The organism is Bradyrhizobium sp. 521_C7_N1_3 (assembly GCF_052075975.1).
In the GTDB taxonomy this organism is placed as follows: Bacteria; Pseudomonadota; Alphaproteobacteria; order Rhizobiales; family Xanthobacteraceae; genus Bradyrhizobium; species Bradyrhizobium japonicum.
In genome coordinates, this window is sequence record NZ_CP197232.1 from 8,139,101 (window position 1) to 8,164,801 (window position 25,701).

The window sequence follows — 25,701 nt, forward strand, 5'->3', positions numbered from 1 at the left end:
TCGGCGTTGTGACTGCTCGGCACGCTCGCGAAAATGTCAGCGCCGCCGCCAGCCACGCGGCACAAAGCGGCCTTGCTTACGCCCGGCATCGCGTTAACGATGGGCGGGCAGCCCGCTGGAACGAGAGCCGGATTGCAGGCATATTGCGCGCCGGGGGACGGGAGAGCCGCGGCGCCTAGCGTGAACAGGCCGGAGGCCAGAACTCAAATGCGTTTCCAGATGCGTTCCTTTTTCATCGCTTTTTCCTCATTGATGTTTTTGAGCGCGGGCGCCGCGCAAGCCAAGGTCGCGATCACCGTCGACAAGGACAATCAGCAGATGACCGTCGCCGTCGACGGCGTCGCGCGCTATCACTGGCCGGTGTCAACCGGCATCCCCTCGCGCGAAACGCCGGGCGGCGCCTTCCGTGCCTTCCGCATGGAAGAGGATCACTATTCCAAGGAATTCGACGACGCGCCGATGCCGCACGCGATCTTCTTCACCAAGGTCGGGCACGCCATCCACGGCACCGACTCGGTCAGCCGCCTCGGCTCGCCGGCATCGCACGGCTGCGTGCGACTGTCGCGCCAGAATGCCTCGACGCTCTATGCGCTGGTGCAGCAGCAGGGCGTGCTTAACACCACGGTGACGCTGACCGGCTCGGCCCAGGTGGCCCTGGCCCGCAACCCGCGTGGCCGCAACCCCACTGCAGTGGCCCGCGCGCCGCAACCCGCCGAAGAGCAGTATGCCACCTCAGGCGATCCCGTGAATCTCGCACCGCCGGCGCAGCCCGCCCGCCGCTACATGCCGCAGGACGACAATTACATCTACCCGGCCGACGGCAGCGACACCGGCGCGCGCTATCCCGCGCCGCGCTCGGCCGGCCGCCCGCTCTATGACGCACAGGTCTATCAGCAGCCGCAGCCGCAGCAGTACTACAACCAAGGCTACGGCCAGCAAGGCTACTATCAGCCACAGCCCCGGCAATACTATCAGCCGCGCGGTTACTATCAGAACTGACGCTACCGGAACGCGGCGTTGCCGCGTTCGACGATCTTTCGCGCAGCATCGACGAAGGCACGCGCGACCGGCTCGAGGATCTCGGGCCCGGTCGCGGCGAGATCGTCCGACGGCGTATGAAACGTCCGATGGCGCCCAGCCATGCCGAGGAAATTGGCGTAGCCCGCCGCATGCACATCACGCAGCTCACCGACCGCCTGCTTCTCCGTCACCAGGCGTTTGGCCTCGACTTTTGCAAAAGCCTCGTCGGTCAGCGCGACGGCGGATTTGCTCAACACGAGATAACGCTCTTGCTCGGGCCGATCGGTGCGGGCGCCTTCCGCGAAGGCATAGCAGGCGTTCGACGAGCCGAAGTGAATCCACGCCAGCGTGTCCTTCGGTGCCGGCGCTCCCTGCTTCAAAAACAGCTCCATGCCGCCATGGCCGATCTCGTGGCCGGCGGTGGCGATGAAAACAAGATGCGCCGGCCATTTCTCGGCCGCGACGGTGCGCGCCAGCGCGAGAAAGCTGGCGATGCCGGGGCCGCGCTCGCAGACGCACGAGTACCAGCCGGTCATCGGCGTCGAGACGACGATGACCGGCCCACGGCCGGCCCCGATCTCGGCGATGACGTTGCGGCCGACAACATCGCGCTCGTAATGGCCCTTGACGTCGAGGGTGACGGGCGCGCCCGAGGCGAGCGCGCGCTCGAACACCGCTCGCGACGCCGCGCCGACCACGATCACCGGCACCGGCCAGGGCGCATCCTCCTGCGTGACGTTATAGGCGAAGCGGTCATCGGCGGGATTGCCGATCATCAGCAGGATGGCCGCCGGCTTCCTTGCCGCGGCCTCCGTGATCGCCGCACGATGGGTCGGCCCCAGATAGGCGCCGCGATCGAACGGCAGGTCGAGCAGAAGGATCTTGCCGGTGACATCGCCATCGCGCGCGAGCGGCGCGGCGAGATGGAAGCTGGCCTTGTCCTCCGGCGGCCACCAGAATGGCGTCGCCTCGACAGAGATGCCGGCGGCTTCAGCGCTGGCCCGCTCGACGACATATTGCCGCCCGAGCACGACGGGCTGGAAGCTGATTTCGAAACCCGCCTGCTTCATCTCGCCGGCGATCCAGTCGGCCGTCGCGCGGTCGCCCGGCGTGCCGAAGCGGTGCAGACCGAAGGATGCATAGCGCGCCACATCTTCGTAGAGGCTCGCACCCGAGAGCACATCCTTGGCTAGCGCCTGTCCGACCATGAGAACCGCCATCGTTGCGATGAAGATAAGCCGCATATCAATGGCTCCCTGAACCGTTGTTTTTTGAGAGCCAGTTTCCGCCTTCCGCGACCGCCGTCAAGCATCTGTCGACCGCGAAGCTGGACGAACCGGGCGAAGATTTCATAAGCTCCTCCTTTCACCTGGGCTGCGAACCTCGATGCCGTCACGTGCCGCGACAATCCTGATCGTGCTCTCGGTTCTCACTGCGGGACAAGCCATGGCCTTTGATCTCGAAGCGCATCGCGGCGGGCGCGCGCTGTTGCCGGAAAACACCCTGCCGGCCTTCGCCAACGCGCTATCGATGGGCGTGGACACGCTGGAGCTCGACGTCGGCGTCACCGCGGATGGCGAGGTCGTCGTGTCGCATGAACGCGGGCTCAATCCCGATCTCGCGCGCGATGCAGGCGGCGCCTATGTCGCCGCGCCCGGCACGCCATTCGTGAAGCTGCGGCTCGAAGAGGTCAGGGCCTATGACGTCGGCCAGATCCGCCCCGACAGTTCCTACGCGAAGCAATTCCCCGACCAGCGGGCCGTGCCGGGGACACGCATTCCCACCCTGGGCGAGCTGTTCGCGCTGGTGCGCAAGGCCGGCAACACGCGCGTGCGTTTCAATATCGAGACCAAGATCGATCCAAACCATCCGGACGAGTCGCTCGATCCGCGAGGCTTTGTCGCAAAGCTGCTCGGACTGATCGAGGCCGAGGGATTTTCCGATCGCGTCATGATCCAGTCGTTCGACTGGCGGACCCTGCTGCTCGTCCGGCAACAGGCGCCCGACATTCCGACGGTCTACCTGACGCTCCAGCGCGGCTCGGGCCAGACGGTGTCGTTGGACAAGGCGACGAACTGGACAGCGGGTTTCAGCCCGGCCGATCACGGCGGCTCGCTGCCGCGGACGATCAAGGCTGCGGGCGGCACGGTCTGGTCGCCCTATTACGGCGATGTGACCGAGGCGGCCGTAGCGGAGGCACACACGCTCGGACTGCGCATCGTGGTCTGGACCGTCAACAAGCGCGAGGACATGGCGCGCATGATCGAGCTCGGCGTCGACGGCATCATCTCGGACAGGCCGGACCTGCTGCGGCAAGTCGCGGGCGAGAAGGGAATTGCATTGCCGGCGGGAACGCCGGTCGAGCCGTAGAAGCCTTCCCCTTGTAGCCCGGATGGAGCGCAGCGAAATCCGGGAGCAGTGTCGCCACGCGGAAGCGCCCCCGGATTGCGCTTCGCTCCATCCGGGCTACGAAGACGTCCCTACTCCCCGTCCCTCAACCGCCGGTACAGCGCGCCCAAAATATTGGAATAGTCGTCGGTCCAGACCCGCACCCGGTCGTCGGCTTCGGTCTGCTCCCATGACTTGGAGGAGGCGAGCCGGCCGACGTCGGCCTCCTCGCGCGCGGAGATGACGACGTCGGTCGAGAAGATGTAGTCCCCGTCGCGTCCGGAATCTTCGTTGAAGACCCAGCTCTTCAGATCGTTGGCATCGGCGATGCCGACCACGACGGTCTCGAGATCGAGGTGCCGGTTGGAGACGTGCATCACCACGGCGCCGTGCGGCGCCAGCTTGTCCTTGTAGATATTCATCGCCTCTTCGGTGGCGAGATGAATCGGGATCGCATCCGACGAATAGGCGTCGACGATGATCAGGTCATAGGCGCCGTCGGGCTCTTTCGCGAAGGTGAGGCGCGCATCGCCGATCACCGGCTTCAGGCCCGGCATGCAGCTCGATATGTAGCGAAAGTTCTTCGGGTCGCTCGCCGCATCGACCATGGACTGGTCGATCTCGAAGAAGGTCCAGCTTTCGCCCGGCTCGGCGGCGCAGGCGAGCGTGCCCGATCCGACGCCGATTGCGGCGACCTTCAGCGGCGCGCCCTTGCGCTCGCGGATCGCGGTGATGGCCTGACCGATCCCGCCGTCCTTGTGGTAGTAGGTGATCGGCTCGGGCCGGCCGGCGACCGGCGTGCCGTCGTTGTTGCGGAAGCGCTCGGCGCCGTGGATCGTGGTGCCGTGCATCAGCACATGGAAATAGCCGCCGGGCGTTACCACGATCTTGTGCACGCCGAAGAAGCTGCGCACCGTCGTGACGCGGCCTTCGTCCGCCGGATAGACGCGGATCAACGCCAGCGCGAGCGCGGCGGTGGCGAAGATCTTCCAGCGGCTGGCGTTGAGCGCGAGCGCCAGAAGTGCTGCGAGCACGCCGACGGCCCCCGCGACCCAGACGCGATGATCCTCGAACCAGGTCGAGAGATCGCCGGTCATGTAAGACGGCGCGACCAGCGCCACCGCAAGCACGGCGAGTGCCAGCCAGTACCATCTGACGATGCCCGCCAGCCGCTCGTTCGCCGACGGCCGGCACAGCGCGGCGAGCGCGACCAGGATGGGGTACTCGGCGATCCAGGAGAAGGTGAATGGAGCGACGAGGCCGGCGAAGAGCCCGCCGACCATACCGCCGAACGACAGCGCAACATAGAAGCCGGTGAGATATCTGGCGGCCGGGCGTGTCCGCGCCAGCTCGCCATGGCAGGCCATGGCGATGACGAAGAAGCACAATTGGTGGCCGCCGAGGGTCAGCAGCAGATTCTGTTCGCCGCCGAAGGCCAGCAGGACGATGACGCCCGCGATCGCGACCGGCTGGAGCATCAGCATCCATTTGTGCGGCAACAGCGGCCGCGACTGGAACACCACCACCCAGGTGAGCAGATACAGCGACAGCGGCAGCACCCAGAGCAACGGCGCCGCCGCGACGTCGGTCGAGATGTGCGCGGTGACGGCGATCAGCAGGCCGGACGGCACCGCGGCAAGGAAGATCCAGCGCAGCCGCGTCACGATGCCTGGGGCCGGCGCATTGACGTCCTCGGCTTTTGCGTCGACCACGGTCAGCTTCGGCGAGCGCAGCAGCAGCACGCCGCAGGCGGCGATCAGGAGGATCAGGAGGCCATAGCCAAGGGTCCAGAACCGGTTCTGCGTGTGCAGCGTGAAAATCGGCTCCAGCAGGAACGGATAGGACAACAGCGCGAGGAAGCTGCCGATGTTGGAGGATGCATAAAGGAAATAGGGATCGTGTCCGGCAGGATGGCCGGTGCGGACGAACCAGGCCTGCAGCAGCGGATTGTTGGCGGCGAGCGCGAAGAACGGCAGGCCGATCGAGACCACGAACAGTCCGAGCAGCCAGAACGCATAGCCGGAGGCCGGTGGCTCACCATAGGCGGTGGCGATGCCGAGCGGCAGCGTGGCGAAGGCTGCGATCAGCAGAACCAGATGTACCGCGACCGGAACGATGCGATTCCTGATCTGCATCAAGAGATGCGCATAGGCATAGCCCGCCAGCAGCAGGGACTGGAAGAACACCATCGCCACCGACCACACCGCCGGCGAACCGCCGAGCCGCGGCAGCACCATCTTGGCGAACAGCGGCTGCACCGAGAACAGCAGCAGCGCGCTGACGAAGATCGCGGCGGTGTACACCGTCAGCAGCAGCCGGTTGCGCGACGAGGACGGCTGCTCCGTGGCGGCGGGTTGCACGATCGAATCCATGGAAGCTCCGGCTTAAACCCCGGCGGGCGCCGGGCGCGCGCAATGGAGCACAAGGCGCATGAACGGGCAATAAAGGGTCTCGTGATGTTGCAGCGACCATTGCTTGATATACAGATGTCATTCCCGGCTTGGTCCTTCGGACCATCCCGGAATGACCGTGGAACATGTTGAATCCTTCATGACCGAAACCGACGTCATCATCATCGGCGCTGGCCATAACGGCCTCACCTGTGCGGCCTATCTCGCGATGGCCGGCCTGCGCGTGCGCGTCGTCGAGCGCCGCACGGTGGTCGGCGGAGCCGCGGTCACGGAGGAGTTTCACCCCGGATTCCGCAACTCGGTCGCGGCCTACACGGTGAGCCTGCTCAATCCGCAGGTGATCCGCGACCTGGGCCTCACTGAACAGGGCCTGCGGATCGTCGAGCGGCGCGCGCAGAATTTTCTGCCCGCGCCCGACGGCAGCTATCTGCTCACCGGCGAGGGGCGGACGAAGGAGTCCGTCGCGCGGCTGAGCACGCACGACGCGAGCGCGCTCGACGGGTTCTCGCGCGAGCTGGAAGACATCGCCGACGTGCTGCGGCAGTTCGTGCTGCGCGCGCCGCCGAACCTGCTCGACGGTTTTGGCACGAACGCGATCCGCGAAGCGATGAACGCGTTCCAGAGCGCCAACATCCTGCGCGGGTTGACGCTGGAGCAAAGCCGCAGCCTGCTTGATCTCTTCACCCGTTCGGCCGGCGAGATGCTGGACGAGCGCTTCGAGCACGATCTGGTCAAGGCGCTGTTCGGCTTCGATGCCATCGTCGGCAATTATGCCAGTCCGTACGCGGCGGGCTCGGCCTATGTGATGTTGCACCACGCCTTCGGCGAGGTGAACGGCAAGAAGGGCGTCTGGGGCCACGCCATCGGCGGCATGGGCGCGATCACGCAGGCGATGGCGCGCGCCGCGCAGGGCCGCGGCGTCACGATCGACACGGATGCGGGTGTGCGCGAGATCATCGTCGAGCGCGACCGCGCGGTGGGCGTGGTGCTGGACAACGGCACATCGCTCCGCGCGAAATATGTCGCGGCCAACGTCAATCCAAAGCTGCTCTATACGCGGCTGATCGCGGCCGACGCCCTGCCCCCGGACTTCCTCGCGCGCATCCGGCACTGGAAGAACGGATCCGGCACCTTCCGCATGAATGTGGCGCTGGACCGCCTGCCCTCCTTCACCGCGCTCCCGGGCGACGACGACCACCTCACCTCCGGCATCATCCTGGCGCCAAGCCTCGGCTACATGGACCGCGCCTATCTCGACGCGCGCGCGCTAGGCTGGAGCCGGGAGCCTGTCGTCGAAATGCTGATCCCCTCCACGCTCGACGACACGCTCGCACCGGCGGGCAAACACGTCGCGAGCCTGTTCTGCCAACACGTCGCGCCCGAACTGCCCGACGGAAAGTCCTGGGACGACCATCGCGAGGAGGTCGCCGATCTCATGATCGCGACGGTGGACAAATACGCACCTGGCTTTGCGGCAAGCGTGCTCGGCCGCCAGATCCTCTCCCCGCTCGACCTCGAACGGCAATTCGGCCTGTTGGGAGGCGACATCTTCCACGGCGCGCTGACGCTGAACCAGTTGTTTTCGGCGCGGCCGATGCTGGGCCATGCCGACTATCGCGGTCCGCTGAAGGGCCTCTATCATTGCGGCTCCGGCGCCCACCCCGGCGGTGGCGTCACCGGCGCGCCCGGCCACAACGCCGCGCAGGCGATCTTGAGGGATCACCGCTCGCTGTTCGGAAGCCGTGGATAGGTCTGTGGAAGGAGCTGTGGACAGGCTGTTGGCAAGTCTGTTGGCAACGCTGTGAGAAAGCGGTGGGTCGCCTGCGCGCCGCAGGCCCGGCGGGCTCGTACAAGGCGGTGGAAAAGCTGGGGACGAGTGGCGGGATAAAGCCGTGGACAACCTTGGGGAAACGAGTGGAGGACCTGTGGGCATTCCGGGCCGCCCCCCAAAACGACCTCGCCCGCCGGGGGGCAACTCCCCGTGCGGGCGATCGTCAGGTAACAGCCTCTAAAGAAAAACAGCCCCCGCCAGGAAATGGGAGGCGGAAATTACTTCAAGGAACTGCTAATCGAACCGAACTTTTCGTTCATGCTGGTGCCCAGGCTGTTCACCACGGTGATGATCGCCAGCGCGATTCCCGCTGCAATCAGGCCGTACTCGATCGCGGTCGCACCGGACTCGTCCGACCAGAACTTCAAAACCATGCTCTTCAAGACTCGCCTCCGTTTCAATTCCAAGATGCGTTGGCTGGATCCAACACCCGGAAATGTACGGGACACAACCTGCAGTCAGGTTAAATCGGAACCTGCAAGTTACTCGGAAAATTGGGAACAAAAGTTCCAAAAAATTGAACTGACGGAACCCTAGGATGCAGCTTTCTCCCACTCATCGCGCCTGCTTTTCGATCGGCACCGAGGCCGCGGCCAAGCGCGTCGTCGACGTGCTCACGGAGGTCTTTTTCGACGGCGATGCGGCGGTCGCCGCCTTCGAGCGGCCGGACGGACAGTGGGACGTCACGCTCCATTTCGCCGAGGCGCCCGATCAGGCATGGCTGCGGGAACTCATTGTAACTTCAGCAGGAAACGAGATCGCGGACACGCTCGTCTTCGACATTGTCGAGGCCAAGGACTGGGTCAAGGCGAGCCTCGAAGATCTCGTCCCGGTGCCGGCCGGCCGCTTCGTCGTGCATGGCAGCCACGACCGCGACCGCGTCACGCCGAACAAGCTTGCCATCGAGATCGAGGCAGCGCTCGCCTTCGGCACCGGCCACCACGGCACCACCCGCGGCTGTTTACTGTTGCTTGACCACGTCCTGAAGAGTTCCCGGCCGAGGAGCTTGCTCGACCTCGGCACCGGCACCGGGGTGCTGGGCATCGCGGCGGCGAAAGCGCTGCATCGCGCGGTGCTCGCCTCCGACATCGACCCGCCGTCGGTGCGGGTGGCGGCCGAGAACGCGACGCTGAACCACGTCGGCAACCAGGTGCGGGTGATCCGCGCGACCGGATTTGCCGCGCCGGACTTTGCCAGATGCGGCCCGTTCGACCTGATCCTGGCCAACATCCTTGCCAACCCGTTAAGGCAATTGGCCGGCCCGATGGCGCGGCACCTCGCGCCCGGCGCGCGCGTCATCCTCTCGGGCCTCTTGACCCACCAGGCCCCCGCCGTGATCGCCACCTACCGCGCACGCGGCCTCGTGCCGCTGCGGCACCTGCGGATCGAGGGGTGGAGCAGTTTGTTGCTGCGGAAGGTTGGTTGAGCTGCGTCCGCGGCGGTATTGCGCCCCTCGCCCCGTTCTTACGGGGAGAGGGTTGGCGTGAGGGGCTGCCTCCGCAGCGACGGTGAGAGTTGGCCTCGCGGAGAGTCCCCCTCACCCGGATTGCTTCGCAATCCGACCTCTCCCCGCAAGCGGGGTGAGGTGAACGAACACCGCCACTACTCCGCCGGCTTCTCGTCCCGACGTGTCGCGCGCTTGCCCTGCAAGGCACGCCTGGCGCGGCGCTCGGCGAAACGGTTGATCATCTGGCTGATGAGGCCGCGCGGCTTCTTTGGTGTCGTTGCGGCCGGGGCGCGGTGGGCCGGCGGCGAAATCTTCTCAAACATGAACGCTGGCATCGTGTGTCCCCTCGCCGTTGAGATGAACCACCCGCTCGAATTTCCCTGTTATCCGGACGAAGCGCAACTGCTGCATCCTATACTCCACTCAATTCGAATGGACCATTTTCAAGCACGGTCCGTGCCAGATGCGACCTCAAATGCGTCTACATTGCGGACTGATCCTCATGATCCTAAACTGAGCCATGTTCGAAGCACACTTCCAGACATTCGAGGAGCCCGAGGCCGGCGTCGCATTGACGGCGCGCCTGGCCGCGCTCCGTGAAGAACTCGCCCGCCGCAAGCTGACCGGCTTCGTCGTTCCGCGCGCCGATCAGCAGCAGAATGAATATGTGCCCCCCTCGGAAGAGCGGCTGGCCTGGCTGACCGGCTTTACCGGTTCGGCAGGATTGGCGGTGGTGCTGACGCATGAGGCTGCGATCTTCGTCGACGGCCGCTACACGATCCAGGCGGCCAAGCAGGTCGACGCAAAGGCCTGGGCGGTGGAATCGCTGATCGATCCGCCGCCGGAGAGCTGGGTATCGACGCACCTGAAAGTCGGCGACCGCCTCGGATTTGATCCATGGCTGCACACTTCTTCGGCAGCCGAACGCCTCGCCGCCGCCTGCGCCAAGGCCGGCGCCGAGCTGGTCGCGGTCGACAGCAATCCGGTCGACGCGATCTGGCAGGACCGGCCGCAGCCGCCGCTGGCCCCGGTCGCCGTGCACAGCCTGCAAAATGCCGGGGTCGCCGAGGCCGAGAAGATCACGCAAATCAAGAGCGAGATCGCCAAGCTCGGCGTCGACGCGCTGGTGCTCTCCGACAGCCACGCCGTGGCCTGGACCTTCAACATCCGCGGCGCCGACGTCGCCCATACGCCGTTGCCACTGTCCTACGCGCTGGTGCCGAAGGACGGCCGGCCGACCGTGTTCATCGACCACCGAAAACTCTCCAATTTGACCCGCGACCATCTCGAGCAGTCCGCCGATGTGCGCGAGCCCGATGCGATGGCGCCGACGCTGATGGCGCTCGCCAAGAGTGGCGCCGCGATCGCACTCGACAATGCCACCGCGGCCGACGCGCTCAGCCGGCTGATCGCAAGCGCCGGCGGCAAGCCGGTGCGCGGCAGCGATCCGATTGCACTGCTCAAGGCCGTCAAGAACGCGACCGAGATCAAGGGCACACGGACGGCGCACCGCCGCGACGCCGTGGCGCTGGCGCGCTTCCTCGCCTTCGTCGATCGCGAGGCACCAAGCGGCAAGCTGACCGAGATCGATGCGGTCGAGGCGCTCGAGACGTTCCGCCGCGACACCGGCGCGCTGAAGGACGTCTCGTTCCCGACCATATCAGGCACCGGTCCGAACGGCGCCATCGTGCACTACCGCGTCACCCGCAAGAGCAACCGGCGCATCGCGCCGGGCGATCTGCTGCTGATCGATTCCGGTGCGCAATATGAAGACGGCACCACCGACGTCACCCGCACGATGGCCGTGGGCGAGCCGACCGGCGAGATGCGCGACCGCTTCACCCGGGTGCTGCGCGGCCACATCGCGATCGCGCGCGCGGTGTTTCCAGACGGCACCACCGGCGCGCAGCTCGACACGCTGGCGCGGCAATATCTCTGGGCCGCCGGCGTCGATTTCGAGCACGGCACCGGCCACGGCGTCGGCAGCTATCTCAGTGTGCACGAAGGACCGGCGCGGATCTCGAAGCTCGGCACGACGCCGCTGAAGCGCGGCATGATCCTCTCCAACGAGCCCGGCTATTACAAGACCGACGGCTTCGGCATCCGCATCGAGAACCTCGAGCTGGTGGTCGCCGCCGACATCGAGGGCGCCGAGAAATCGATGAACGCGTTCGAGACGCTGACCCTGGCGCCGATCGACCGCCGGCTGATCGATGTCGCGATGCTCGGCAAGGACGAGCTCGACTGGCTCAATGCCTACCACGCGCGCGTTCGCGCCGAGGTGCGGCCCGCGCTGGACGAGGCGACGAAGGCCTGGCTCGATCAAGCGACGGCGGAGCTCAAGGCGTAAGCTCGCCATTCCGAGACGCATAGCGCTACGCGATTTGCGCAACGCTCTTTCCCCGCCCATCCCCGTCATTCCCCGCGCAAACGGGGAATCCAGTATTCCAGAGACAGAAACGTATGCGGAGAGGCCGCGGCGTACTGGATCGCCCGCCTTCGCGGGCGATGACAGTGAATTTGTGGCGCGCGCAACGCGCCCAAACGGTCGCCATCGTGCCCTCATCCTAACCGTCCCGAAATCCGAATAGCCGCATTCCGAAACGCCGATATCCGTCTTGCGCGAGCACGCTACAGTCGATTCGACTTCGAAAGACGGACGACTATGCACGGCATGATCAGCAGGCCGCCGGACGCGGCGACAAAAAACATCGCGACCTCGCGCGTGGTGTTGCTACTGCTGGTCGTCATGACCGGGATCGCGCCGATCTCGCTCTACATCCTGGTTCCGGCGCTGCCCGTGCTGGCGACGACATTCGGCCGCGACATCTCGATCGCGCAGATGACGGTGTCGCTTTACATGGTCGGCATCGCACTGTCGCAGCTCATCATGGGACCGCTGTCGGACAAGTTCGGCCGGCGTCCGGTGCTGCTTGGCGGCCTCGCGCTGATGGTCGCGGCGAGCATCGCCTGCATCTTCGCCGAAACCCTGCCGCAACTGATCGCAGCGCGCTTCTTCCAGGCGCTCGGCGGCGCCTCCGGCATGGTGGTGAGCCGTGCCATCATCCGCGATATCTACGAGCGCGACCGCGTCGCCTCCATGATCAGCCTCGTCGTCGCAGCGCTCATGATCGGCCAGATGGTCTCACCGCTCACCGGCGGCCTGATCGAGACCGCATTCGGTTGGCGGGCGATCTTCTACGCCGTCACGATCGGCGCGATCGCGGTCGCCATCGGCATCGCGATCGCGCTGCCCGAGACCCGCCGCGATCGCGCGGTCGGCAGCGGCGGCTTTCGCAGCGACGTCGGCACCCTGATCAAGAGCCGCGCCTTCATCGGCTATGTGATGTGCCAGGTGCTGGCGTCCCAGATCATCTTCACCTTCGCCGGCGGCGGCCCCTACATCGTCGTCACGCAGATGGGCCGAACCAGCGCCGAATATGGCGCCTGGTTCGCCACGACCGGCTTCGCATATCTCGTCGGCAATCTGCTCTGCGTGCGCTTCGCGCCGCGGCACTCGCTGGAAAAGCTGATCTGGTTCGGGCTCGGCCTGCAACTCTGCGGCAGCCTGTTGAACCTGCTCTGGAGTTTTACCGGCTGGAACGAAGCACCCGCATGGCTGTTCGGCACGCAGATGATCGTGATGATCGGCAATGCCTTCGTGATGGCGAACTCCGCCGCCGGCGCCATCAGCATCCGCCCTGAAGCCGCCGGCACCGCGTCGGGCGCGATGGGCTTCCTCCAGCAGGGCATCGGCGCGCTGATGTCGCAATTCGGCGCCTATCTCGGCGGCCACTCCGCAACGACGCTGCCGCTGACCTCGGCGGTGCTGGCAATCTCGCTGCTCTGCGCCTGCATGATGATCTTCGTCGTCCCCCGCCGCGAATTGGTGGTGAGCGAGGAGTTGATCGAGCAGGCCGAGGAGGAAGAGAGCGGGATGATGTGAGGGCCGATTGGCCTCGCACCAATCTCGGTGTCATTCCCCGCCTCGGTGTCATTCCCCGCGAAGGCGGGGAATCGAGTACGCCGCGGCCCATCGGTTTTATCACAGCCGGCTCGGAGTACTGGATCGCCCGGCCAAGCCGGGCGATGACAGCGGAGTGAGAGGCGCGAGCGCGCTCCCCTCACTCCCCGATCAGCGTCAGCCACTCGTCCTCGGTCAACACCTTGACGCCGTGCTTGTTGGCTTCCGCGAGCTTGGAGCCCGCGCCGGGGCCGGCGACGACGAGGTCGGTCTTCTTCGACACCGAGCCCGACACCTTCGCGCCCAGACGCTCCGCGGTCGCCTTGGCCTCGTCGCGCGTCATCTTCTCCAGTGATCCCGTGAACACCACCGTCTTGCCGGCGACGGCAGAATTGCTCTTCGGCTTCTCGGCGTCGATGATCTCGACTTCCTTGGTCAGCCGCTCGACGATGCCGCGATTGTGGCTCTCGCCGAAATAGTCGGCGATGCTCTTGATCACGGTGTCGCCTATCTGGTCCAGCGCGTCCATCTCGGACATCGCCTCCTCGTCACCCTTGGCGACCTTGAGGCAGGCGTCGTGGAAAGGGTCCCACGAGCCATAGCCGCGAGCGAGCGCCAGCGCCGTGGTCTCGCCGACATGACGCATCCCGAGCGCATAGACGAAGCGCTCCAACGCGATCTTGCGCCGGCTCTCGATGGCACCGAACAGGTTGCGCACCGACGTTGCGCCGTAGCCCTCGATCTCCTCGAGCTTCAGCTTCGCATTGCGCTTCTCCAGCGTGAAGATATCGGCAGGCTCCTTCACCCAACCCTCGTCGAAGAAATACTGGAGCTGCTTCTCGCCAAGACCGTCGATGTCGAAAGCGCGCCGCGACACGAACAGTTTGAGGTGCTCGATCTTCTGATAGGGACAGGCGAACTCGCCGGTACAGCGGGCGCGTGAGCCCTCTTCGCCGGCCGCCGTCTCCTCGCGCGTGACGTCGGTGTGCAGCGGGCACGGGCACTTCGTCGGGAAACGGAATTCCTTGGCCGTCTTCGGCCGCTTGTCGAGAACGACGTCGACCACCTGCGGGATGACGTCGCCGGCACGCTGGATCACGACGGTGTCGCCGATCCTGATGTCGCGCCCCTCGCGCAGCACCTCACCCTTGTTGCCGATGCCCTTGATGTAGTCCTCGTTGTGCAGGGTGACGTTCTGCACGATCACGCCGCCGACGCCGACCGGTTCGAGCTTGCCGACCGGCGTGAACGAGCCGGTGCGGCCGACCTGGATCTCGATGTCGCGCAGCACCGTCACGGCACGCTCGGCCGGGAATTTGTGCGCGATGCCCCAGCGCGGCGTGCGTGAGACGAAGCCGAGCCGTTCCTGCCAGTCGATGCGGTCGACCTTGTAGACGACGCCGTCGATGTCGTAATCGAGCTTTGCGCGCTGCTCCTCGATCGAATGATGGAACGCGAGCAGCTCCTCGACGGAATGACAGAGCCTGGTCAACGGATTGGTCTTGAAGCCGCAGCGCTCGAACCAGCCGATCATGCCGCTCTGCGTACCCTCCGGCATCGCGCTCATCACACCCCAGGCATAAGCGAAGAAGCCCAGGGGGCGCGAGGCGGTGATGGTCGGGTCCTTCTGCCGGAGCGAGCCCGCAGCCGAGTTGCGTGGATTGGCGAAGATGGTGCTGCCTTCCGCCTTCTGCCGCTCGTTGAGCGCGAGGAACGCCTTCTTGGTCATGTAGACCTCGCCGCGCACCTCGCAGACGTCGGGGACGTTGCGGCCTTTCAGCTTCTGCGGCACGTCTTCGAGCGTACGGATGTTGGCGGTGACGTCCTCGCCTTCGGCGCCATCACCGCGGGTCGCCGCGGTGACGAGCTCGCCGCCCTCGTAGCGCAGCGACATCGAGAGGCCGTCGATCTTCGGCTCGGCGGAGAAATCGACCTTGTCGTCGTCGAGCTTCAGGAAGCGCACGATGCGGCCGACGAAGTCGCGGACGTCCTCTTCGGCAAACGCGTTGTCGAGCGACAGCATCGGAACGGAATGCCGAACCTTCTTGAAGCGCCCCGACGGTGCCGCGCCGACTTTCTGGGACGGCGACTCCGCGCTGACGAAATCCGGAAAGCGCTTTTCGATCGCGTTGAAGCGCTGGCGCAACGCGTCGTATTCGGCGTCGGTCACGGTGGGCGCGTCCTCTTGATAGTAGCGCCTGTCGTGCTCTTCGAGTTCGAGCGCGAGCCGCATGTGCTCGACCTTGGCCTGCGCCTTGGTGAGGTCGGCGACGTCGCGAAGCGGCCTTGCTTTGGATTTTGCTGCTCTTGCCATTATACTTAAGGTTGCGTCTCGTCGTTCCGGGCTGGTCTGAAGGACCAGACCCGGAACCTCGAGATTCCGGGTTCGCACTTCGTGCGCCCCGGAATGACGGTTGGGAGGGGCTCGGCAATCATGGCGTACTACGTCTATATCCTAGCAAGCCGGCGCGATGGGGCAATCTATGTCGGTATCACTAATGACCTTGTGCGCCGCGTCTACGAGCATCGAATCAAGGCCGTGCCCAGCTTCACGACAAAATACAACATCACGCGACTGGTTTGGTTCGAAGCCTATGACGATCCAATCTCGGCGATATCGCGCGAGAAAGAACTCAAGAAGTGGAAGAGAGCTTGGAAAACCCAGCTCATCGAGAAGAAGAATCCAAATTGGGATGATCTGTACGAGTCGATCTGCAATTAAGAACGTCATTCCGGGATGGGCCGAAGGACCAGACCCGGAATCTCGAGTTTCCGGGTTCGATGCTTCGCATCGCCCCGGAATGACGGTAGTGGCCTAAGCCGTCGCCGCCTTGAGCAGCCGTTCGGCGGCCGCTCTCGCCTCGGCCGTGATCTCGGCGCCGGCGAGCATGCGAGCGATCTCCTCGCGGCGGTGGTCGGCGGCCAGCGCATTGACGCGGGTGGCCACGCGCTTGCCCTTGTCGAGGGCGTCCTTGGAGATCAGCAGATGCTGGCCGGCACGGGCCGCGACCTGGGGGGCGTGGGTCACGGCCATCACCTGCACCTTGCCGGCAAGCCGCGCGAGCCGCCCACCGATGGCGTCCGCGACCGCACCGCCGACCCCGGTGTCAATTTCGTCGAACACCAGCGTCGGCGCCGAGCCGCGGTCGGACAGCACGACCTTGAGCGCCAGCAGGAAGCGCGAGAGCTCGCCGCCGGAAGCGACCTTCATCATCGGACCCGGCTTGGTGCCAGGATTGGTCTGCACCCAGAACTCGACGCGGTCGAAACCCTGCGGGCCCGGCGCGGCCTCATCGGTCTCGACCTGCGTCATGAACTTGGCGCGTTCGAGCTTGAGCGGCGCGAGCTCGGCGTTGACCGCCTTGTTGAGCTTGTCCGCCGACTTCTGCCGCGCCATCGACAGTTTCTTGGCGGCAGCGGCATAGCGCGCGTCAGCCTCGATCGCCGCCTGCTCCAGCTTCTTCAACCGCGAAGCACCGGCATCGATCAGGACGACATCGGCAGCGTATTTGGCGGCAAGCGCGGCGAGGCCATCGACCGGCGTCGAATATTTGCGCGAGGCGGCGCGCAGGGCGAACAGCCGCTCCTCGATGCGCTCGAGCTCGCCCGGGTCGAAGTCGGTCGCGGCGAGCGCGGCCAGAAGATGCTGGTCGGCTTCCTCCAGCGCGTTGATCGCGGCGTCGATCGCCTTCACGGCAGGCTCGACCAGCGCCGGCGAGTTGACGCCGCGCCGCTCCAGCCGGCGCACGGCGGCCGACAGCGAGGCGACCGGCGAATGATTGCCGCCGACGGCTTCCTGCGCCTCCCGCAAATCAGAGGCGATCTTTTCGCCCTGCATCATGGTGGTGCGGCGACCGGCGAGCGAGGTCTCCTCGCCATCCTTGGGCGCGAGCTGCTTCAGCTCGTCGGAGGCGTGGCGCAGATAGTCCGCCTCGCGCGAGGCGCGCTCCATGGCGGCGCGGTGCTCTTCCAGCGCGGCGCTGGCCGTACGGCGCGCGTCCCAGAGCGCTTCGACCACGGTGACGTCCTTTTCGAGCCCGGCAAAGGCGTCGAGCAGGCGGCGGTGGGTGGCAGCATCGACCAGCGCGCGCTCGTCATGCTGGCCGTGGATCTCGACCAGGGCGCCACCGACCGCCTTCAGCGTCTGCACGCTGATCGACTGGTCGTTGATGAAGGCGCGGGTGCGGCCGTCGGCGAGTTGCACCCGGCGGAGAATCATCTCGCCGGTATCATCCAGGCCGTTCTCGGCCAGGATCTTCGTCGCGGGGTGATTTTTGGGGATATCGAAGACGGCGGTGACCTGCCCCTGCTCCGCGCCATGGCGCACGAGCCCGGCGTCGCCGCGGCCGCCGAGCGCCAGTGCAAAGGCATCGAGCAGGATGGATTTGCCCGCACCGGTCTCACCGGTCAAAACCGCAAGTCCGGTGGCGAATTCGATATCGAGCCGCTCGATCAGGACGATGTCACGGATCGACAGACGCGCCAGCATGGAATCAAATTTCCTAGCCGAGACTATAGGCCTATCTTCTTGAAGGCCCTGCTCATCCAGGAACCCTGATTCTCGCTCGGCTCGAGACCGCCAGATTTTACAAGATTATAGGCGTCCTTGTACCAGCGGCTGTCAGGAAAATTGTGGCCAAGCACCGCGGCTGCGGTCTGCGCCTCGGCGACGATGCCGATCGTCATATAGGCCTCGGTGAGCCGGAACAGCGCCTCCTCGACATGGCGGGTGGTCTGGTACTGCGTGACGACCGCCTTGTAGCGGTTGATCGCCGCCGTGTAGTCGCGCTTCTGCATGTAATAGCGACCGACATTCATTTCCTTGCCGGCGAGCTGGTCGCGTGCACCCTCGATCTTGGCCTTGGCCGAGGTCGCATATTCCGAGTTCGGATATTTGCGGTTCACCTCTTCCAGAGCGGCGATCGCCTTCTCGGTGCGGGCCTGGTCGCGGCTGATGTCCGGGATCTGGTCGTAATGGGAGGCGGCGATCAGGTACTGCGCGTACGCCGCGTCCGGGCTGCCGGGATGCAGCGTGACGTAGCGGGTCGCCGCGCCGATGCAGCCGTCATAGTCGCCGCCCTGGTAGGAGGCATAGGCCGACATCAGCAGCGATTTGCGGGCCCAGTCGGAATAAGGATGCTGGCGGTCGACCTCTTCGAACTTCTTGTTCGCCCCCTTCATGTCCTTCTTTTCGTTCATGAGGTACAAGCCCTCATTATAGATCTTGTCGGCGGGCTCCTCGACGAAGGTGTCGTCCTTGGCGGTGAACTTGTCCCAGAGCGAGCCGGTGCCGCAGCCGGCCAGCGGCAGCGCGAGCACCACGAAGGTGGCGGCTTGAAGCAGCCCGCGGACTCCAGGCGCGACCGAGAGATATCCGCGCGTCATACGCTGTGCCGACATGAATTTAAGCCCTGACGCCCTGTGATGCGGTGTCCGCCAGCCCATGAACCCCGTCATGGGCGAAATGTAGCCGTGGCGCCTGCCATGCGACCACGCCGTGTAACCGAAAAACGATCTCGAACCAACCGGATAGGCACGCATTTCGCCCGGATTAAGGCGAACGCGCCGCAATCCTAGCCGATCATCGTTACCAGGAGTTTCCCGGGGAAAGCCGCCGCCAAACGCAGGCGGCAACAGAGCGCCAGTGGCGACAGGTCTCGTCAGGACACGTCCGGCCCGTAGGCCGCAGCGATCCGGCCGCCGACGATGCCGCGACCGACTTCGCCCACGGGACGCGTGGTGCGGCGGACCGCCTCGCCCTCGACCACCCGCCAGGCGGTACGGTCGGCGAGCAGCGCGGTCAGGACAGCGTGGTTGAGCTTGTGGCCGCCACGCACCGAGCGGTAGGCGCCAAGCAGCGGCAGGCCGGCCAGCGCGAGATCGCCGATCACGTCCAGCACCTTGTGGCGGGCGCATTCGTCGGCGTAGCGCAGGCCCTCGGTGTTGAGTAGCCGCTCGTCGTCGAACACGACGGTATTGTCGAAGGAAGCGCCGAGTGCGTAACCCGCGCTCCAGAGCCGGGCGACGTCGCACATCAGGCCGAAAGTCCGGGCGCGGCCGACTTCACGGCGGAAGCGCTCCGGGTTCAGGTCGAAGCCGTAGCTCTGCTGGCCGATGACGGGATTGGTGAAGTCGATCTCGATATCAACGCGGAACCCGTTGGCGTAGGGCCGGATCTCGCCGAAGGAGTCACCGACCTTGGCCGAGATCGGCTTCAAAACCTGAATGAAGCGGCGCTGCGCCGGCTGGCTGACGATGCCGGCCTGATCGATCGCGGCAATGAAGGCCGCGGCGCTGCCGTCCATGATCGGCACTTCAGGGCCGTCGATCTCGATGGTGGCGTTGTCGACGCCCATGCCCCGAAGCGCAGCGAGCACGTGCTCGGCGGTGGAAACCAACGGGCCGTCACGATCGCCGAGGACGGTGGCGAAGTCGGTCGCGATCACCTGGTCGGCGGTCGCCTGGATCTCACGGTCACTTCCCTCAAGGCCGGTGCGGACAAAAACAAAACCCGCATCGACGGGCGCAGGCCCAAGCGTAAGAGTGACGGGAAGACCGGAATGAACGCCTACGCCTGCCACGGTGGCTTGCGCACGAAGCGTTGTTTGCCGGCTAAATTTCATCAGGAACTCGCCCCACTACGACCCACTGCGACTTATACTAGGCTCGCTTGGCCGGCCAGCGCCGACGGTTGCGAATCTCCGTATCCCCAAGTCACGGCAAACCATAGTCACTGCCTCAAACAAGCCAACTCACGCTTTTTTACCGATTGTTACCCCAAACCTGCCGTATTCGCGCCAAGGCTTAACCAAATTGCGCCGAAGTTCGGGACCGTTATCGGCAGTTTTACTGAACCACCGAATGCGTAATTAATGATTTAAAATCAGTTGCTTGATGCCGCAATCCGGGCATGCACGGGACCAAAGGAAAGGTCCCGGCGAGCTTCTCGCCGGGACCTTTTTTCGTCAGCCTTATTGTAACAATCCTCACGTCGCCTGACGCCTCAGGAACGCCGGGATATCAAGATGGTCGTCACCCTGTGGCGCCGGCGCAACAGGCGCCGGGCGGCCATGCATGTCCAGGCCCTGAGGTGCGGGACGGCGGGCATACTCTGATACCGGCTCGCTGGTCGCGATCTGCTGCGCCACGGTCTTCTGGGGCCGGCGATCGGGCAGCGGCGGCATCGCGGGACCGGCGGTGCGGGCTGCGACCGGCGCCTCACTCTCTTCGTCGCGACGGCCGAGGCCGACATTGGCGAGACGCTGGAGCAGCGACAGCCGGGTCTTTTGCGGGGTCTCTTCTTCCGCCTCGCCACGGGCCTGGCGAAGCTCGGCCTGGGCCGGCATCGGCAACTCGTCGATTCGCGGCATCCGGGGGGTACGTACCGGCCCACGCTCGGCCTGCGGCGGGATGAAGGTTTCCGGCGTCATCGGCTCCTGCATCGCGACCGGGGCCATGTCAGGCTCCGGAAACAGGGTCGGCTTCTGCGCGATCGGGCGTACCGTGACGTCGCCATAGGTCTGCATCGGCGCGGGCGCGTGCGGGACCTCGGCAACGGCAGCCGCGATGGCGGCAAGCGCGGCGCGCTCGACATTCGGACGCGGCGCGGCAGCCCCCGGGGCGGTGGCCGGGATCTGGGCTTCCAGCTTCTGGGCGCGCTCGGCCATGCGCTGATTGTCGGCACGCAGACGCGCGGTCAGGTCGGCGAGACGGCTCTCGGCAGCGGCGGCCGGAGCAGCGGGAGCCTGCTGCACCTGTTGGACCTGCTGCGGCGCCGCGTTCGCGACCGGGGCGCTGGTGGCCTGGGTGTTGCGGGCGATCGTTGCCTGCTCGATGCCGGTGGCAACAACCGAGACGCGGATCAGGCCGTCGAGCGCTTCGTCGAAGGTCGCACCGACGATGATGTTGGCGTCCTGGTCGACTTCCTCGCGGATGCGGGTCGCGGCTTCGTCAACCTCGAACAGAGTGAGGTCCTTGCCGCCGGTGATCGAGATGAGGAGGCCCTTGGCGCCCTTCATCGAGCTGTCGTCGATCAGCGGGTTGGCGATCGCGGCTTCAGCGGCGGTCAGCGCGCGCTTGTCACCGGAAGCTTCGCCCGTACCCATCATCGCCTTGCCCATCTCGCGCATGACGGCGCGAACGTCGGCAAAGTCGAGGTTGATCAGACCTTCCTTGACCATCAGGTCGGTGATGCAGGCAACGCCGGAGTAAAGCACCTGATCGGCCATCGCGAAGGCGTCGGCGAAGGTGGTCTTCTCGTTGGCGACCCGGAACAGGTTCTGGTTCGGGATGATCAGCAGCGTGTCGACGACCTTGTGCAGCTCGTTGATGCCGGCCTCGGCGGTGCGCATGCGGCGGCCGCCCTCGAAGTGGAACGGCTTGGTCACGACGCCGACGGTGAGGATGCCCATGTCGCGCGCGGTCTTGGCGATGACGGGAGCTGCACCGGTGCCGGTGCCGCCGCCCATGCCGGCGGTGACGAACACCATGTTGGCGCCCGAGAGATGGTCGCGCAGTTCGTCGATCACCTCTTCCGCCGCCGCCGCGCCGACGTTCGGCTGCGAACCCGCGCCGAGGCCTTGCGTGACCGCGGTGCCCATCTGCACGATGCGCTGCGCCTTCGACATCGTCAGCGCCTGCGCGTCGGTGTTGGCGACCACGAAGTCGACGCCCTGGAGGCCTGCCGTGATCATGTTGTTGACGGCGTTGCCACCGGCGCCACCGACGCCGAACACGGTGATCCGGGGCTTCAATTCGTGAATATCAGGAACATTGATGCTGATGGTCATGTTTGCCTCTCGATCACGCGCGCGTGGGTTCGCCCCGGCCGGCGGCCGCGGGAGTTGGTGAAATGCGAAGGTTGCGGAACCGGTTCATCAGAAGCCCTCGCGTAGCCATCGTCCGACCTTTCCAAAATAACCGCCCGTCCCTGTCCTGACCTGCTGCCGCGTATGCCGCGGTTCGACATGCTCGTGGTGAACATATTGCGGGTAGACGAGGAGCCCGGCCGGTACCGCGAACGCGGCGTTCTTCGCCTCGTTGGGCAGCCGGCCGAAACCGAGCGGACGTCCGATCCGCACGGGCCGGCCGAGAATCTGCGTGCCGAGTTCGACGAGGCCTGTGAGCTGCGAGGCGCCGCCGGAGAGCACAACGCGGCCGTTGGGCTCTGAGGCGAAGGGCGAATCCTTCAGCTTGTCCCGAACCATTTCGAAGACTTCCTCGGCACGGTGCTTGACGATGTTGGCGATGGTGGCGCGGGAGACGATCTGCGGCAGATCCTGCTCGTCACCGGCTGTCGGTACAGACATCAGCTCACGCGAGTCCGATCCGCCGGTGATGACGGTGCCATATAACGTCTTGATTCGCTCGGCATCGGCAATGGTCGCGGAGAGTCCGCGCGCGAGATCCATCGTGATGTGTTGCCCGCCGAGCGCAAAGCCCGCCGCATGCACGAAGCGGCCGCCGGAATAGACCGCGATGGTGGTGGTGCCCGCGCCCATCTCGACGACGGCGGCGCCGAGATCGGCCTCGTCGTCGGTCAGCACCGACAGGCCGGCCACATAGGGGCTCGCCGCCATGGCTTCGACATTGATGTGGCAGCGCTCCACCGCCAGCATCAGGTTACGGGCAACGGTGGCCTCGCAGGTGACGACGTTCATGTCGACGCCGAACTGATGCGCGACCATGCCGCGCGGATCGCGGATGCCCTTGACGCCGTCGAGCGTGTAGCCGACCGGCAGCGCGTGCAGCACGGTGCGGCCCTCGCCGGTGGCGTGGCGCATGCCGGTCGAGGTGACGCGGCTGACATCGGCCGGCGTCACGGCGCCGCCGCGGATGTCGGCGGCGGCTTCGACCAGCTGGCCGGAAAGCCGGCCACCGGAGACCGACAGCAGCACGGACTCGACCCGCACCTTGGCCATCTTCTCCGCCAGCCCGACGGCCTGGCGTACCGCCTGCTCGCATTCGGCAAGATCGATCACCGCGCCGGCCTTCATGCCGCGCGACTGGATCTGGCTGTAACCGATCAATTCCACCGCATGGGTACGGCCGCGCAAGGCGTCGCTCGGCGCCGACGGCTTCAGCCGCGCAATCATGCACGCGATCTTGCTGGTGCCGATGTCGAGGCAGGCGACGATGCCGCCGCGCTTGTGCGGCATCGGGCGCGTCTTCGGGGTCTGGGTGCGATCAAGGCCGGTCATGCGGCGTCCCCGGCCTTCTTTTTCTTCTTGTCCTTGAACAGGTCCTCGCGCGCCTTGGCGGCGTCGTCGGACAGCTGCACCACCAGGCGATCGGGCAGGCGCATGTCGACGGCGACGATGTCGCGGGAGAACAGCTTGTCCTCCTTGTCGAGCCTCGACAGCATCGCGAGGGCGTTGCCGACGTCCTGCTCGGGCAGACGGATGTCGAGGCCATCCTTGAGCCTCAGGTTCCAGCGCCGCTCACCGACATAGATCGCGGCCTTGGTCACCGAATTGATCTGCGGATAGCGCGCCAGCAGCGCCAGGAAATCGCGCGCCTGGGTGTCGGCACCCTTGCCGACCACGAGCGGCAGCGACAGGAACCGGCGCGAGACGTAAGGCTCGAGCACCGCACCATCATCGGCGATGACGGAGAGCCGGCCGGCCTCCTGCCACAGCGCGAAGGCCTGGCGCTCGGTGATGTCGATCATGAGCCGGCCCGGATAGAGCTTCAGCACGGTCGCATCCGCAATCCAGGGATTGGCCTTGAGCTTGTCGCGCACGACGTCGGCGTCGAGGAACAGCAGCGAGGAGCGGCCGCTGACCCCGCCGACCGCGAGGATCTCGTCCTGGCTGAGCTGCTTGCGGCCGTTGATCACGACGGAGGTGATGCGGAAGCCCGCGGAATTAGCCAGCGCGTTGCGGGTGTCGCTGACTGCGGCGATGAAATCCTGGAGATGGCCGCCCCTGACGATGCCGAAGCCACAGCTTCCGGCCAGCAGCAGAACGGTCATGGTGATCCCGACCCGGCGCGGCGCATAGCGCTCGACCAGCGCGACCACGCGCGGCGGCGGCTCGCGCTCGACGACGGGCTTGGCTTTGGTCTTGGACCTGATCTTGTTCTGGGCGGCAGCGCGCTTCTGGTCGCGCTTGTCCTGCACCCACTCGCGCAGAAGCACGACCGCTCCGATAGCGGCCGCCTTCAGGTCAGCTTGGGGCCTCAGCGATCTCAAAAACGACCGGGTGAGGCTTCCTGCACCATCCATTGCACGAGCTCGTCAACAGTTAGCCCGCGACATCGCGCGGGTCCTGGCGAACATGACGTCTCGGACTTGCCGGGCCGGGTGCTGGTCTTCAGAAGAAGAAAACCTCTCCCCTTCAAAGCGTTCGCTGGAGGTGACATCACCCGCAACAGCCCACGCGCCGGCAGCCAAAGCGTCATATGCGCCGCCAGCGTTAACCTTCGGACGTCCTGGTAAACAAAAGGTAAACTTCGTTAACGCCGGATGCGTTTTGCCCAGGCTTGTGAGGCATTTATGCCGCGATACCCGGCATCTTACCGGTTTTGGGTTCCAAAACCGGCCATTTCGCCCGTTCGGCCGTTAACCAGTCCTAATTATTTTCTTACGCCCCGCCCAGCGAGCTCGACCAGGCCACGCAGGAAGTCGACGAACTCGATGCCTTCGGCTTTCAGCGCCTTGGGGTAGAGCGAGGACTTGGTCAGCCCGGGCAGCGTGTTGGTCTCGAGATAGATCAGGCCCCTGTCGGAGACGATGAAGTCCGAGCGGGAATAGCCGGTGCAGGACATCGCGCGATGCGCCAGCATCGCCTGCTCCTTCAGCGCGGCTGTGATCTCGGGCGCAAAACGGCCGGGACAGATCTCCTGGGTCGACTTCAGGAGATATTTTGCGGCGTAGTCGAAATTGCCCTCGCCCGGAATGATCTCGATCGGCGGCAGCGAGATGATCGAGCCGTCGGTGCGCTCCAGCACGCCGCAGGTTGCCTCGACGCCCGCGATGTAGGGCTCGATCACATAGTCTTCGTGCTTCGCCGCATTACGGACTGCGACGAGATCCTGCCTGGCGTTGACGAAGATCAGGCCATAGCTCGAGCCGTCGCGCGCCGGCTTTGCGATCAGCCGGCCGTATTCGGCGAAGGCCTCGTCGATCTTGTCCAGCGCAACATTGGCCGGCGGCGCCACGCCGCCGAGCGCGGCGAAATGCTTGGCCGCGATCTTGTCGAAGGCAAGATGCGAGGAGGCTGAGCCCGATCCGGTGAAGGGCACGCCGCGCGCCTCGCACATCACCTGCAATTCGCCGTTCTCCGCGCGGCCGCCATGCAGGCCGAGCACCAGCACGCGGCCCTCCGCCTTGGCCCGGTCGAGCGCCTGCGCCAGCGGAATGCCCGATGTGCCGGGCTTGAACTCGTCCTCGAACGGACGGGCGTGTTCGAGCAGTTGCTTCGACTGCACGACATGCACCTTGTCCTCGACGTCCCACCACCAGAGATCGGCCTCGGGCAGCGCCTGATGCAGCGCCTGGGCTGAGGCGACCGAAACCAGACGCTCCCGATTGGAGCCGCCGAAGAGGATGGTGATGCGCATGTTCATAGTCCGCAATCTCTCCATTTCGTCATTCCGGGGCCGCGACGAAGTCGCGAGCCCGGAATCCATAACCACGGCC

The 25,701-nt window shown here is 65.6% G+C and carries 19 protein-coding genes; 7 read left to right on the forward strand and 12 right to left on the reverse strand.

Going from position 1 to position 25,701, the window contains the following annotated elements; genetic code table 11:
- Positions 1-219: 219 nt before the first annotated feature.
- A complete protein-coding gene (locus tag AB7008_RS38310; RefSeq protein ID WP_441260468.1) occupies positions 220-999 on the forward strand; it encodes a L,D-transpeptidase in 780 nt (259 codons plus the stop codon).
- A gap of 2 nt (positions 1,000-1,001) precedes the next feature.
- Here AB7008_RS38310 and AB7008_RS38315 read toward each other — a convergent pair whose 3' ends face one another.
- The gene (locus AB7008_RS38315; RefSeq protein WP_248879418.1) at positions 1,002-2,264 is read right to left on the reverse strand and encodes a hypothetical protein; all 1,263 of its coding nucleotides are present in this window, start codon (positions 2,262-2,264) and stop codon (positions 1,002-1,004) included.
- A gap of 142 nt (positions 2,265-2,406) precedes the next feature.
- Between AB7008_RS38315 and AB7008_RS38320 the strand changes: the two genes are divergently transcribed.
- Positions 2,407-3,390, forward strand: coding sequence for a glycerophosphodiester phosphodiesterase (locus AB7008_RS38320; protein ID WP_441260469.1), 984 nt, complete (start codon positions 2,407-2,409; stop codon positions 3,388-3,390).
- 110 nt (positions 3,391-3,500) lie between these two features.
- On the opposite strand, the gene AB7008_RS38325 is transcribed toward AB7008_RS38320, so the two are convergent.
- On the reverse strand, positions 3,501-5,780 hold the full coding sequence (locus AB7008_RS38325; RefSeq protein ID WP_441260470.1) for a fused MFS/spermidine synthase: 2,280 nt from the start codon (positions 5,778-5,780) through the stop codon (positions 3,501-3,503).
- Between the two features lie 178 nt (positions 5,781-5,958).
- On the opposite strand from AB7008_RS38325, the gene AB7008_RS38330 reads away from it, so the two are divergent.
- Positions 5,959-7,569, forward strand: coding sequence for a phytoene desaturase family protein (locus AB7008_RS38330; RefSeq protein ID WP_304491076.1), 1,611 nt, complete (start codon positions 5,959-5,961; stop codon positions 7,567-7,569).
- A gap of 299 nt (positions 7,570-7,868) precedes the next feature.
- On the opposite strand, the gene AB7008_RS38335 is transcribed toward AB7008_RS38330, so the two are convergent.
- Complete coding sequence (locus AB7008_RS38335; protein WP_085965691.1) at positions 7,869-8,024, reverse strand: Flp family type IVb pilin; 156 nt, start codon at positions 8,022-8,024, stop codon at positions 7,869-7,871.
- A gap of 164 nt (positions 8,025-8,188) precedes the next feature.
- Between AB7008_RS38335 and AB7008_RS38340 the strand changes: the two genes are divergently transcribed.
- Positions 8,189-9,076 (forward strand): 50S ribosomal protein L11 methyltransferase, encoded by an 888-nt coding sequence (locus AB7008_RS38340; RefSeq protein WP_304491077.1) that lies wholly within the window; start codon positions 8,189-8,191, stop codon positions 9,074-9,076.
- 176 nt (positions 9,077-9,252) lie between these two features.
- Here AB7008_RS38340 and AB7008_RS38345 read toward each other — a convergent pair whose 3' ends face one another.
- A complete protein-coding gene (locus AB7008_RS38345; RefSeq protein WP_028156384.1) occupies positions 9,253-9,432 on the reverse strand; it encodes a hypothetical protein in 180 nt (59 codons plus the stop codon).
- A 185-nt stretch (positions 9,433-9,617) separates the two neighbouring features.
- Between AB7008_RS38345 and AB7008_RS38350 the strand changes: the two genes are divergently transcribed.
- Both AB7008_RS38350 and AB7008_RS38355 read left to right on the forward strand, forming a co-directional pair.
- Entirely contained in the window at positions 9,618-11,447 is a 1,830-nt protein-coding gene (locus AB7008_RS38350) for an aminopeptidase P family protein (protein ID WP_304491078.1), read from the forward strand.
- 315 nt (positions 11,448-11,762) lie between these two features.
- Positions 11,763-13,043, forward strand: a complete 1,281-nt coding sequence (locus tag AB7008_RS38355; protein WP_304491079.1) for a multidrug effflux MFS transporter — start codon at positions 11,763-11,765, stop codon at positions 13,041-13,043.
- Positions 13,044-13,221: 178 nt separating this feature from the next.
- Here AB7008_RS38355 and ligA read toward each other — a convergent pair whose 3' ends face one another.
- A complete protein-coding gene (gene ligA / locus AB7008_RS38360; RefSeq protein WP_304491080.1) occupies positions 13,222-15,375 on the reverse strand; it encodes an NAD-dependent DNA ligase LigA in 2,154 nt (717 codons plus the stop codon).
- A 120-nt stretch (positions 15,376-15,495) separates the two neighbouring features.
- Here ligA and AB7008_RS38365 point away from each other — a divergent pair, with 120 nt between their 5' ends.
- Positions 15,496-15,783: a GIY-YIG nuclease family protein gene (locus AB7008_RS38365; protein WP_028156380.1), complete on the forward strand. Its 288-nt coding sequence runs from the start codon at positions 15,496-15,498 to the stop codon at positions 15,781-15,783.
- A 93-nt stretch (positions 15,784-15,876) separates the two neighbouring features.
- On the opposite strand, the gene recN is transcribed toward AB7008_RS38365, so the two are convergent.
- The 7 genes from recN to AB7008_RS38400 all read right to left on the reverse strand — a co-directional run bounded on the left by recN (position 15,877) and on the right by AB7008_RS38400 (position 25,622).
- Positions 15,877-17,550 carry a DNA repair protein RecN gene (gene recN / locus AB7008_RS38370; RefSeq protein WP_014492967.1) on the reverse strand — a complete coding sequence of 558 codons (1,674 nt, stop codon included), beginning with the start codon at positions 17,548-17,550 and terminating at the stop codon, positions 15,877-15,879.
- A 23-nt stretch (positions 17,551-17,573) separates the two neighbouring features.
- Positions 17,574-18,461, reverse strand: a complete 888-nt coding sequence (locus AB7008_RS38375; RefSeq protein WP_304491081.1) for an outer membrane protein assembly factor BamD — start codon at positions 18,459-18,461, stop codon at positions 17,574-17,576.
- A gap of 260 nt (positions 18,462-18,721) precedes the next feature.
- Entirely contained in the window at positions 18,722-19,684 is a 963-nt protein-coding gene (gene lpxC, locus AB7008_RS38380; protein WP_014492965.1) for a UDP-3-O-acyl-N-acetylglucosamine deacetylase, read from the reverse strand.
- A gap of 363 nt (positions 19,685-20,047) precedes the next feature.
- Positions 20,048-21,850, reverse strand: coding sequence for a cell division protein FtsZ (ftsZ, locus tag AB7008_RS38385; protein WP_304491082.1), 1,803 nt, complete (start codon positions 21,848-21,850; stop codon positions 20,048-20,050).
- An 87-nt stretch (positions 21,851-21,937) separates the two neighbouring features.
- Entirely contained in the window at positions 21,938-23,260 is a 1,323-nt protein-coding gene (gene ftsA / locus AB7008_RS38390; RefSeq protein ID WP_041953233.1) for a cell division protein FtsA, read from the reverse strand.
- Entirely contained in the window at positions 23,257-24,285 is a 1,029-nt protein-coding gene (locus tag AB7008_RS38395) for a cell division protein FtsQ/DivIB (RefSeq protein ID WP_441260471.1), read from the reverse strand. The genes ftsA and AB7008_RS38395 overlap by 4 nt, the downstream gene beginning before the upstream one ends.
- 350 nt (positions 24,286-24,635) lie before the next feature.
- Entirely contained in the window at positions 24,636-25,622 is a 987-nt protein-coding gene (locus AB7008_RS38400) for a D-alanine--D-alanine ligase family protein (RefSeq protein ID WP_441260472.1), read from the reverse strand.
- Positions 25,623-25,701 lie beyond the last annotated feature (79 nt).